Source organism: Bartonella sp. MU70NMGDW (genome assembly GCF_042194085.1).
Classification (GTDB): Bacteria; Pseudomonadota; Alphaproteobacteria; order Rhizobiales; family Rhizobiaceae; genus Bartonella; species Bartonella grahamii.
In genome coordinates, this window is record NZ_JBHIMK010000030.1 from 8247 (window position 1) to 20017 (window position 11771).

The following is an 11771-nucleotide window of genomic DNA, read 5'->3' on the forward strand; positions in this document are numbered from 1 at the left end:
CATAGATAAAATCATTCCCCGTATTATAGGGCGGGTCTATATAGATCATCTTCACTTGGCCAAAATAAGCCCGCTGGATAAGTTTTAACACTTCAAGATTATCGCCCTTAATATAAAGATTATGTGTATTATCAAAGTTTACGCTCTCCTCGCGCTTCGGGCGCAATGTCGCAAATGAAGGCTTTTGAGCAAGCTTTAAACTTGCTCCTTTGCCCTTCCATTCAAATTTGAACTTCTCAAAATCATTATCAATATATTCGCCGCATAGATTAAGAAGCTGATCTATATTGAGCTTTCCCTCAGCAAAACATTGCGGAAAGGCTGCTTTTAACTTTTCTATGTCTGGATTAACTGGACTTTGACTCATGCCCTCTATTTTATCTTCACCTGCTATTATACTCATCTTTGCGCTTCTCCGTTACGCTTAGTATAAAATATGTCTATGAATATTTCTTTTGTACGTCGCAATTCCTTTTATCCTATTTATTTCTGTATCCTCTGCAAATTTACTTCCATGCAAAGTGTCGTATAAGCAGTTCTCTTTATTTTTTAAAGTTTCTTGTGCTTGTTTTATTTCTTTTTGCTTACGCAAGTCAGCTAGATCAATTCGCATTACCACATTTTGATCATTTTGCTTTTCTTTAATTTACTTTGCAAGAGCAATAATTTCGCGCTCTAAATTGGCGCACTGTTTGGCATAATAAAGGCAGCAATTTTATATTTTTTTTGTGTGCTATTATGGCACTTACAAACATTATCAGTAAACTTATCAATTGGCACAAGCACATCCAAAATATGTCTATCTTTTAGCCTTGTCCTATTTCTGACAAATCGAAGAGCTGTATCGTCAATTTGACGACATGCCACCATAGGTAATTTTAAAATTGCGTCACATGTGGCTTAGTCAAGCACATACAAGTACTATCACTGTCAACTAAAACATAAATTTCTTCATCATTTATTTCGATGCAATAAAAACCAATTTCTCAAGGGATTATGTCGGCATCCACTTCTAGTTCTCCCTTGTCCGTGCAAGCAAGATTTGCTAAAATACCTTTTACGGAGGGTAAAAACACCCTCAAACGTCCGACAACATGTTGAAAATCTTCCCCATGCTATAAAACGCTTTACCTTTATAGGTTTTATACTGTGCGTCAGATTCATAATAAAATATAGCTCTTATCATTTTGTCCCTGAATGATTTGGCCTTACCAATCATATAATTAGGATCGCAAACCATGCTTCTACAATCTGCCATAGGAATGTATTAATCTCTTGCACTCACTCCTTAAATATATTGCGGCATGATTTTTACATTATCAACAACGTTGGTATTCATTGCCAACCTTCATGACAATAAGCTTTAACAAAGCTTTCGCCTGCTTCTTTTTGTCATCCAGTGAGTTAAACTCCTAAGCCTTCTTCGGTGAATTTACGTCTATATATAGCGCCGCGTATTGGTTTTATCGCTTGTTTAAGCACCTTTCTTGTCCCCTGTCATCCTCTCATCCACGCCTTAAAAGGACAAAAAATAAATGGCCATTCCAATTGATGTCGGTAATATGCTTGGCAATAGCTTTCAAGCTTTTGTAAATCTTTCCCTCATATTGATAGCCTTTTGGCACCACAAGCACATGATGCGTTTGTCCTAAATAATCGTCACTGAAATAAGTGTGTCATAAGGCTTTGGACTCCTACATTGACGTATACTTTACAGTGGCTATTTCTTGCTCTAATTGTTTACAACTCATTGTCTAATCCTCTCAACACATGAATGTTCTATTTCCTCGATTAGTCAGAAATAGTGTGTGTTCACAAAGTTAGACCAAAATGCAATTATGTCGAAAAATAACCAACGCTCAGCGCAAAAAAACAATTTATTCTTTTGCATTGGATAGCTCACCCCCCTCCACGCTTAGAACCAATAAACCTAAGCTTATTGATCACGTTTTTCTGTATACCTCAATCGATCAAACACAATTTAAATAAACTCCTCAATAATGACGGTATCTGCTAACTATACGCCTAAGCTTGTTACTGCTATAAGTCTACCGCGCACCCAAAACGAGAAATTTATATCCTATTGAAAAAAATAATAAATTTAGAAGATCCCTTCTTAAACTAAGTCTCGAATAAATAAGATGGTTTGGGCATTTTTAGCAAAAAGAGAGAAAAATTCACTGTCTCAAGGAACTTGAGCTACGTTATCGATCATATGCAAAAAAGGCTGAGAAGTGCAGATTTCTTAAAGAAACAAAAGAAATGAGAATAGTTTTATAAAGGAAAATGCTACTGCACGCGATACATCGGTGCTAACGTTCTCTTTAAAAACACACAGATAATTACAACTAGCTTCAAAAAACAGCCTTACCAATGAAGTACTCGCTAGAGGGTTGCGTGCACAACACAATAATGACACACTGATTCCCGCAAGCGTGCTTCACATATTGTACGCATAGCCTGTACAGAGTCTACCGCTCCTAAATACTCAGACGTAATGCTATTGGATCGTACAGTGACCGCAGTTGCACCCTTAAACACCAGTTCCTACCATATCATAATGCTTGATAAAAGCATCGTGCCATCATAGCAACCGCTTTGCATATGGGTTCCACAACATAGTTCTACAAATTGTTGACGCATTGCCAAGCTAACAGTTTTCTTGCCCACCTACGCCAATGAGACCATCACTATCCTCTTTTTGAATCGTAAAACAAAATGATTTCCCATGAGCGATAAACCATCTGCTCAAAGTCCAGCTAGCTCAAACTCATAGCATTCTAAACCTTTAGGCTCGCTCTTCCCCCAAGGGGGCATAGTCAGATATATCACTTCCGTCACGTATTCACGCGCTGGGATAAAAAAATCTGAAACTACGAGGCAACGCTGCATTTGTATGCAGCGTTGTTGTTAGGTATAAGCTTCTATTGAGATAGTTCTAATGGGAAGCACCCACAGCTAATGGTATAGGGATTAATTTGGATTCTTTCGAAATGCTATATATAAATTTAATGTGCCGCCCCAAAACACACCATCAGTGAACCCACTTAAAAGACCAAAAAGAAGGTTAAAATCAAATGCATATTTCAAATCAGGTTCAATATTGAGAAAAACAATCAATGTGAATTTGATGACAAAAGCGATAAGAATAAATATCAGCGTCAACGGCGTACCATGCCGAATAATTAAATCCGTTCCCTCTTTGATTTTTAAACGCGGAGTGGCACGCCAGAGCAACCAGCCAACGCCAACGCCGATCATCAGCCCTGCCAACATTGAGATTGCTCCCCAGCGCGGGAACGCCAGCTGGTTAATCACATCGCTTGCACCCAAAAAAAGAAAGACTAACGGCAAGAGAAAAAGGCGGTAAACCTTCGTTTCCCTATCTTTCAATGCGATTATTCCCCTCGCGATGAGAAAAATAAGCAAAACCCAAGCCCATAAAGGGGTTCCGGTCAGAATATTAAACAATGACATATTATGCTCCATGATGTTTGATGCGATAAAAATATTGCATGATGTTAGGAAGATATTTAGAAAAAAGAATACCAGCACAAACTAAACCCATAGTGATTAACCAAATCTGGGGGGTCCATGCAAAAAAAGCCACTAGAAGACCATTGGCAAAAAAGATGATTACCCAAATCCATGTAATATATTTATTGATGAGATAAAAGAGGATATGTTTGCGTTTTTCTTCAGAAACACCAGCCCTGGCATAAAAAATGGTAAAGGGTTTCTTTACCAGCAAGCTAATCAATGAAACCAGAGCAAGTGACAGATAGCAAAAAACTGTGGGGTAGTTCAGTAAAAGTGTAGACCATCCAGCGAAATAATTAACAAACAGGACAATAACTGTCAGAATGTTAGTAATCATCACGGGTTCTCCCTGCCGGACAATTTTAATATTCACAGCAATAATGAACAATAAAATCACAGTTAAGATGAGAGAGCGTTCAACCTGAGTTAAAACGTTTCCATTGATAACCCAGGAGTAAATACTCCACGGAATAAAAGAGATTATTATGTTAAACATGGTGCATCCTCCTTTTTATATTTGATAGAAAACTTACCGCAAGTGCTTCGTTTTTTAGTTTCCGTATGAATATAAAAAACGCCACCCGGTTCACACTTTGTATCCTGTTTAATGGTCAACTGATAGGTATCTCCCGGATAAACTGCTTCAATGAACTTTACTTTTTTCAGCGCAACAGATGCGATATTTTTCGTCCTACCCTGCGTGGCTAAAGCCAGAACCATCTCAATCAATAGTGAACCAGGACATACGGCGCGGGAGGGGAAATGTTCCTCAAAAAGCGGGTGATGCGCATTAAAGGAAAAAGTACAAGAATCTCCGGTTACGGAGGAAATCTTACATAAATCACCTAGTAATGGAAGAGCGGCTTTCTCAGAACACGAGCCAAGGAAGCGGACCTTACTGACCATGATGATTGCCTGCGCAATAACGGCCTTTCCATTGTCGCATGGGCTAGCCTTACAGTGAATACGGTAGGCCTCATTAATGCGTTCAATATGTCCTTCAACGCATAACCGATCGCTATCAAAATGGGTGGTAGAGAAAAACTGTTCAACCATAACAGGGAGATAGCGATAAGTAAGATCCGAGTTTTTAGCCACCATAGTGGCGAATCGAACTGAAAACTGATGCAAGGCTTCGAGTAACAAGCCCTGTTTCAAATAGTTATGGGCTAAATTCCAGTGAGAAATATCGATTTGCCCGCAAGCACGCATCGGTGCGGTTAAAGTGATACTCTGACATATACCCAAGAAATTTGGCTCGGTGCGATGCTTTATAGCCATAATTGGGGGACCTTTTTATATTTTTTTCTTAAATCCTTTGATGATAAACCGAAGGAATGAGTGCTAAACCGCGCTTGATAGTGCGCGAGAAGTATAGGCATACGACAAACGAAAAAAGCCAACAATCCCAGCTCAGGAGCAGCCCGATGTTTGCTCATGATGCTTGCAATTAGAAAATCGACATTGGGTTGCAGTCCTGTATTGTCCAAAATAGATCGCGCAAGAGAACTGAAGGGGCGCATAGGCGCCTGAAAGCGTGAAAAAAAAGAAATCAACCCGGACATCCCGTTGCATAATCGAATGACCAAACCCTAGCCAGGGTTTGTTTTTGCAATAATGCGTTACCACCGCCTCAAGATTCCCAGCTTCAATCTCATGGAGGACACTAGAAAGTCGCATGATAGCATATTTTTAGGCTCCCATATGCGCGTGGCCAGTAGCACACCCTCCCCCCAATTAGTGCAGAAATGACGTCGCTCTTGGTACTGGACGCGTTACGTCGGTGCTAACCTTCTCTATTTTTTGCAGAACAGAAAGCGCGTATCAGGCTCTCTAGCCATACTTAGAGTACGCAAAGTTATTCATCACTCTACAACACTTTAAGCGCGCAATTTTATGTTTTGTATTAAAGGATTTTTGCTTTCAAAATATACGAACAATATCACACAAAGTAGAATAAACAAGCTGCCCCCAACATTAAACCAAACCTTCTCTGTAACCATCACTGTTGCACCGAAACAGTTAACAATAGCGTGGACAAAAAAAGGCGCACACGCATAAAATTTAGAGCGCGTAACAACACCACGATACGCCAAGCATGTATTGAAAATATGCATAAGTATGACGCTCATTAAAGCACACAAAAAAATACTCGCTTGCGTCCAGGAATAAAAAATTACATATTCACCGGCTAATAACCTAGATCGAATAGGCCAGCCATTATAAACAAGGAAAGGCCCTAGCGCCTTATAAACTAATTCGCATAACCCCCAGCCTATGCCAATATTCAGCGGCAAACGCCACAAAAAACTAGGCGAGCACCGATAAAACTTAGTAACTAACCAACGACGCATAGCTTCTTCTGCTACAACAAAAAAAACCGTAAATGTTAAAAATAAAAAAACAAGCGCCAGCCCCTACTCTGCACGACTCTTGGTTTCAACAATACTCATCATATAAAGCGTTTTTATTACAGATTGCTCCCAAAAAGCAATAAGCCCGCCAGCAATGCAGCTAGCAACAAACCATCCCACAGCACCAGCGACAACCAATTTGAACTTCAGAAAATGATGAAACACACATAGAAGAAAAACAACGCCAAGCACTTGCAGTAAACGTAAGGCATCAAGTTTATGTTCTGTTTCCGAGTAACGCCATACTAACAGAACAATCACCCCAAAAACTATGCCGCTCAACAGCACATTTATCCAACTAAACGTAGAGCGAAAAAAATTATAAATGACAGCGCCATAAATAAGGCCTGCGAGAAGCGAAGTAATAAATAAAACCAACATTATTATGCCCCCTCATTTACTACAACGTAACTGCTATTTTTCTTCATGGATAATCTGTCTTGCACAAAATCATAAATTTGCCGCATAAGAGCAAACATAAGAATAGTAGCGATTGTATAATGCCCAATTGCAAGAAGTTCTGGCTCAGCGGCCTGCCATGAAAAGCGCGCCCAAGCCGCCAAGCATTGTAAAAGCAGGATAAGAACAAAAAAACGCCATTTCTTGTCAAGACAAACCACAAGCATTAAGAAAGTTGATAAAAGATTCAGACCTATAATAAACGCATAATATATTACCGTCTCAAGTAAAGAAAGTAAGGCATCCCTATCAAGACTAAAGGCCCCTTTTAGGATTTTCACAGCTTCTGGTAGAGATGTAAGCAGTACAAGCCCTATAGCATCCCCCCAAATCCCCATTCCCACGCCCAGTCCTGCCTCTACACCATTGCCATTATCTTCTGCCACCCAATGAGAGAGCAAAAAAAACTGCATAATCGCCATGCCTATAGGGAATAGACCAACAGCAAAAACAATATTAGGCGTACTATAAGCAGAAAAATCTAAAATCAAACTGCCTATCATAAGCATAAAGCCGTATAGAAAAAAAATCAAAAGCACATAACAACCAGCGCTTGACCCAATAATCGCCTTCGTGCCTTTAAACGTTTTAACCAAAGAGAGTAACCAGCGGTACCCCAATATAAGCGAAAGCGCCAAAACATAATAAGGAAAATAACTCGTAGCGCCATAAACATAAAGAAAAACAAGACACAAAACAACGAGCAAGAAAACCAAATGTTCAACCAATGTTTTTTTCTTCATCAAAGGAAAAATAATCAGCACCAGACAAAAAACGGCGCCGATAACAGATAATGTCAATTTGTCAAGCATTATTGCAAACCTCAAAAATAGAATTTATTAATATTGCATAGCCTGAAGAAATGTCAAACATAAACAAAAGACCAACCGCAAAATGAATTACAAAAGGCAGATAGAAATAGACCTTGCGCTTATCTTGGAAACCAAGATACATAAAACGCGTATTTACAACATGCATCAATACAATCATGCCCGCGGCAATAAGATAGCTGATCGCTTGTGGACAAGATTCAAATGCGACATAGCCCACCATTTGTGGCGCCCTATCAACACGGTAATTCAAGTAAAGAAAAAGAGCTGGGAGGGTCTTATAGCATAAGTCTAGAACACCCCCACAGCCCAGCCCGAAATAAAGGACCTCACGCGCAGCTAATTCTGGCTTATATACGCGAAGCAACCACAAACGCAAAAGCTCTGCAGTTAAAACTGATATCAAAAGGATAAAAAAGGGATAGTTTGCAGCAACCAAACTCATGTAATGCACCACCTGCTGCTGGCTATTATTAGCAGCAGACAAAGCAGGCAATGGCAACAAAGAGCTCAAATATACAAAACCTGCCCCAATACACAAGGTAGCAACTGCACCACAGAACCCAAGAACTAAATATTTATATAAGTAGTGCTCGTGCAGAATTAAAAGAATGCCAAGATAACATACCAAAAGTAAAGATAAGTCTGGAAGCCCACTTTCACTATGTGGATAAGCGAAGATGATAGCGCAGGAAAGGCCAGCTAGCCCCCCCAAAATGACGCGCTCACCCAACAAGCCATTGTTTTTAAGGAGACGAGGGCTGGAACTTATCCCAAAACTAAGCAGCATTCCAAAAATTAAGTCAGACATATAATTTCCTTAAAGCGCCTTGCCCTCCCAAGCATACCAAGATATTATTGCGGGAGAAAAACTCCCTGCTAAGAGGCTGATAGCGTACCCCTTAGCAGGGTCCTTTACCTTGTTAAAAAAGCCAGGTCAAACAACAATTTCACCACTTAGAGCGAACACAATCCTAACTAGCTTTAGCAATACCCGCGGCTGCGCCACGGGACCCTGCCTACTATTGCTCCAGAAACTGCCCCTCCTGGGTTGGCTGCTCTAGGCTTTAGGATAACCCAAAGAACTATAGTCTCCTGTCTTCTCACTCAGTTTTCTTTTTAAACGGGTTAATCACGCTAAGCTTCACATTCTTTGATTTAATGTAACGCGCGTACACATAAACAACATACAGCAAACAAATCCACCTTATAACCATTCTATAGTCATCATCTGTATGAACAAACGCTACATAATAAGAAACAAAGAGGCTAAAAAACAGCTCTGCAAGAACATCAAGGAGCAACCAATAATATTTCTTTGTAGTAACAAAGAGAACCATCAAAAATGTCAAAAAAACTTGGCCCGTTAGAATAGCGAAACCAAACACCGCATAATCAAACATTTTTTTCACTGCCTCCCTGTTTGCAAAACCTATCTGTTGATAGATTTCTCGAAGGTCTGATAAAAGCAGTGATGACACAAAAAAGATGCCTATGGCAAACCCACAGCCAATACAAATGCTTAAATCTAGCACTGACATAGATTTTTCCTTCAAAGCTTTAGCAATTAGGACATAGCGAGCCCCCCCTATCATCAACGGAATAATGAAAAGCAAATAAATATAGCTCGAAAGCTGCAGATCAAAAAAATCTAACAGAAGGTCATCACTCATAACAATAAAACCAGCTGCGATGAAAAAAATGGGGCAACTTGCGATAATGGCCAAACTAAAGCATTTTATATTGTTTACTATATTGGGTATAAATTCAATGCAAAAAGAAAGAAAGAACATAATTATAGCAACATGAGGAGATGTTATCGGCACACCAACTATATACTCAAAGACATACATGAGGGGAGGAGCAACCAATGCCACCACTATGAATGCAACTATGTTCTCCCTGCCTAACATGCTTTTTCCATTAATAGCAATAGTTTTTAAGAATAGATACATGCCAAAACACAAACAAAAATAAGCGAGCACTAAACCAAACGCGCCCATAGCTCCTCCTGTGCAATATTCCAAACATAAAGGTGGCACCTTTTACAGTACCACCGTTCTAGGCTTTAGGATAACCCAAAGAACTACATCAAAAGTGCATCAACATCCCACCACCTGAATTAGCAAAAGATTGACCCAAAAACTGTGTGCCACACTGGGCAGCAGCCATACCATAACCAAGATAACCGCCTATGGTGTCTCCGAATTCATTGCCTACAATTTGCCCAAAGCCTGCTGAGGTCATGGTAGCCATAGGATTACGCCCCCCCTGCCCATCCTGCGAAAAAACCACCCGCAAGGCCAACCTTACCACCATACTTGCTACCAAACGCAGTACCAGAGTTATATTTGCTACTAAAATTATCGGCACTGCAATAATCGTGCGAACGATTTGAACTTCCTATTTATTTTCTCCAATTTAGTGCATAAATAAATCCCCCAAGGTTACTTATGTCCCCGCGCCAAAATGGCCTACCCATAATCAACCACCGAAACACCCCCTAGAGATATGAATGCACTTTCATGCAAGTTCGCGTTTATAATATATAGTTGACAAAATCAAGGATATTGTGTCAAAAATATGGCATATTTTAGTAAATTTATGCTTACTTATTTTATGTGTTTAAACTTAATAGTTTATATTATGAGCAATAATAATGAAAGTTAAATAAGATTCTCTTAGTTTACAAAATATACTAAAAGTATGTAAATATACTGATAGAGATATTTATTGTTGCAATTGCAATCAGAATTATAGATTTAGTTAACCCGTTTATATTTCAAGCGATTATTGATCGTATCATTCCGTTTTGGACAAAATTTGAGAAAAATCATCCGCGCAAGGTCTCTGCTCCGTGACAGCTCACACGCAAAAAAGCCCGCCAAGCACGGCTTTTAACCGCCTCACAAAACGCCAAAAATAAGAATTAGAAAAGTTGTAACAAGACAAATGGTACGGTTGGTGGGATTTGAACCTACGACCTCTGGTGCCACAAACCAGCGCTCTAACCAACTGAGCTACAACCGCATAAAAAGCAAATGTATCATAACTGTTCACGATTTCGTAAACATTTATTCTTCGCTTATGTGACATAAGGAAGATCAACAAAGTTTGCAAGCCCCTTTAAAAAAATCTCGCAATTTTTTGTGAAGAAAAAAGCGTTTTTTTACAAAGAACATTTTGCCCAATGCTCAAGACTATGATCACGATAGTCTTTTATGTTATCAACACCGTCTTGTTGCATCATCTGCAAAATCTCTTGCAGAATAGTTATAGCAAGATTTGGACCTTCATAAACCATCCCACTATATAATTGAATTAAATCTGCACCAGCTTTTACTTTTTCCAAAGCGGTTTGTGCATCCTTTACACCGCCAACACCAATAATTGCAATCTCCTTCCCTAATTTTTGACGCATTTTTGCAAGCACAATAGTAGAACGCTCAAAAAGTGGACGTCCAGAAAGCCCCCCCTCTTCATTACTGAGGTGACTATTGCTAAGACCTTGGCGTGCAAGAGTTGTATTAGAAACAATCAGTCCATTAAAATCAGAAAGTTTTATTTCTTCAGCAACATCATCTAATTCTTTCTCTGATAAATCGGGTGCAATTTTTAAAAAAATAGGAATGGAGAATCCATGCTTGTTCTCTTGCTCATTTCGCGCTTGCGAAACTGCACTCAACAAAAGATGCAAACTGTCACGGGCCTGTAAATCACGTAAACCTGGTGTATTGGGAGAAGAAATATTAACCGTAAAATAATCAGCAACATCATAAAAATGAGCAATACCAACAGTATAATCATCAATCTTATCGACCGTATCCTTATTGGCTCCAATGTTGACTCCTACAACACCAGTTTTTTTACGCGCACGCAATCTGTTGTAAACAACTTGATGTCCATCATTATTAAAGCCCATTCTATTAATAATCGCTTCATCTTCTTTTAAACGAAAAAGCCGTGGTTTAGGATTTCCAATCTGAGGCTTTGGTGTCACTGTCCCAATTTCAGTAAAACCAAATCCTAAACGAAAAATACCATCCACAACCTCTGCATTTTTATCAAATCCCGCTGCTAAACCAATAAAATTTTCAAACTCAAGACCAGAAACAGTTACACACAAACGTTTATCGATAACCTTTTGACAGCCATTTAATCCACTTTTCAGCCCGAGAATCGCTAAACTGTGTGCTTGCTCTGGATCCAACATAAATAAGGCAGAACGGCCAATACAACGAAAAAAACTCATCAATCCTTCTCCACAACATAAAAATGATCTATCGCACCTCACCTATATCTTTTAACACAAAAGATCACCAATCAAAGAGAGCATATTATCCAAATAACATTTCCCTTCTAGAAGAAAATTCATTACACAATAGCCATACATGTTTATTTGATGTATACTGTATAAAAAATTTTTATTCTTAAAAAACGTTTCTCTTTTTCGACATTTTTTAAAGATTAAAATGTGAATCCTAATCTTATAGAATGCAGCATGGATTGAAACATCAATGGCTCTTCA

Annotated in this window: 12 protein-coding genes, 1 tRNA gene and 2 pseudogenes; all 15 read right to left on the reverse strand. The window is 39.1% G+C overall.

Annotated elements, in window-relative coordinates; genetic code table 11:
- Positions 1-403, reverse strand: a pseudogene (locus tag ACFIKE_RS04535) (site-specific DNA-methyltransferase); the annotation flags it as partial.
- Positions 404-1505: 1102 nt separating this feature from the next.
- Positions 1506-1649 (reverse strand): annotated as a pseudogene (locus tag ACFIKE_RS04540) (DUF2924 domain-containing protein); the annotation flags it as partial.
- 736 nt (positions 1650-2385) lie between these two features.
- Positions 2386-2541: a hypothetical protein gene (locus ACFIKE_RS04545; RefSeq protein WP_375648490.1), complete on the reverse strand. Its 156-nt coding sequence runs from the start codon at positions 2539-2541 to the stop codon at positions 2386-2388.
- A 432-nt stretch (positions 2542-2973) separates the two neighbouring features.
- Positions 2974-3477: a hypothetical protein gene (locus ACFIKE_RS04550; RefSeq protein WP_375648491.1), complete on the reverse strand. Its 504-nt coding sequence runs from the start codon at positions 3475-3477 to the stop codon at positions 2974-2976.
- A 1-nt stretch (position 3478) separates the two neighbouring features.
- A complete protein-coding gene (locus tag ACFIKE_RS04555; RefSeq protein ID WP_375648492.1) occupies positions 3479-4036 on the reverse strand; it encodes a hypothetical protein in 558 nt (185 codons plus the stop codon).
- On the reverse strand, positions 4024-4821 hold the full coding sequence (locus ACFIKE_RS04560; protein WP_375648493.1) for a beta-hydroxyacyl-ACP dehydratase: 798 nt from the start codon (positions 4819-4821) through the stop codon (positions 4024-4026). The genes ACFIKE_RS04555 and ACFIKE_RS04560 overlap by 13 nt, the downstream gene beginning before the upstream one ends.
- Positions 4812-5105, reverse strand: a complete 294-nt coding sequence (locus ACFIKE_RS04565; protein ID WP_375648494.1) for a hypothetical protein — start codon at positions 5103-5105, stop codon at positions 4812-4814. The genes ACFIKE_RS04560 and ACFIKE_RS04565 overlap by 10 nt, the downstream gene beginning before the upstream one ends.
- 315 nt (positions 5106-5420) lie before the next feature.
- Positions 5421-5894 carry a hypothetical protein gene (locus ACFIKE_RS04570; RefSeq protein WP_375648495.1) on the reverse strand — a complete coding sequence of 158 codons (474 nt, stop codon included), beginning with the start codon at positions 5892-5894 and terminating at the stop codon, positions 5421-5423.
- A gap of 63 nt (positions 5895-5957) precedes the next feature.
- On the reverse strand, positions 5958-6335 hold the full coding sequence (locus tag ACFIKE_RS04575; protein ID WP_375648496.1) for a hypothetical protein: 378 nt from the start codon (positions 6333-6335) through the stop codon (positions 5958-5960).
- A gap of 2 nt (positions 6336-6337) precedes the next feature.
- Positions 6338-7225, reverse strand: a complete 888-nt coding sequence (locus ACFIKE_RS04580; RefSeq protein WP_375648497.1) for a hypothetical protein — start codon at positions 7223-7225, stop codon at positions 6338-6340.
- Complete coding sequence (locus tag ACFIKE_RS04585) at positions 7218-8054, reverse strand: hypothetical protein (RefSeq protein WP_375648498.1); 837 nt, start codon at positions 8052-8054, stop codon at positions 7218-7220. The genes ACFIKE_RS04580 and ACFIKE_RS04585 overlap by 8 nt, the downstream gene beginning before the upstream one ends.
- 292 nt (positions 8055-8346) lie before the next feature.
- Positions 8347-9246, reverse strand: a complete 900-nt coding sequence (locus tag ACFIKE_RS04590; RefSeq protein ID WP_375648499.1) for a hypothetical protein — start codon at positions 9244-9246, stop codon at positions 8347-8349.
- Positions 9247-9334: 88 nt separating this feature from the next.
- Positions 9335-9562, reverse strand: a complete 228-nt coding sequence (locus ACFIKE_RS04595) for a hypothetical protein (RefSeq protein ID WP_375648500.1) — start codon at positions 9560-9562, stop codon at positions 9335-9337.
- Positions 9563-10196: 634 nt separating this feature from the next.
- Positions 10197-10273: transfer RNA gene (locus ACFIKE_RS04600), tRNA-His, on the reverse strand.
- A 139-nt stretch (positions 10274-10412) separates the two neighbouring features.
- Entirely contained in the window at positions 10413-11495 is a 1083-nt protein-coding gene (locus ACFIKE_RS04605) for a quinone-dependent dihydroorotate dehydrogenase (RefSeq protein WP_375648501.1), read from the reverse strand.
- Positions 11496-11771 lie beyond the last annotated feature (276 nt).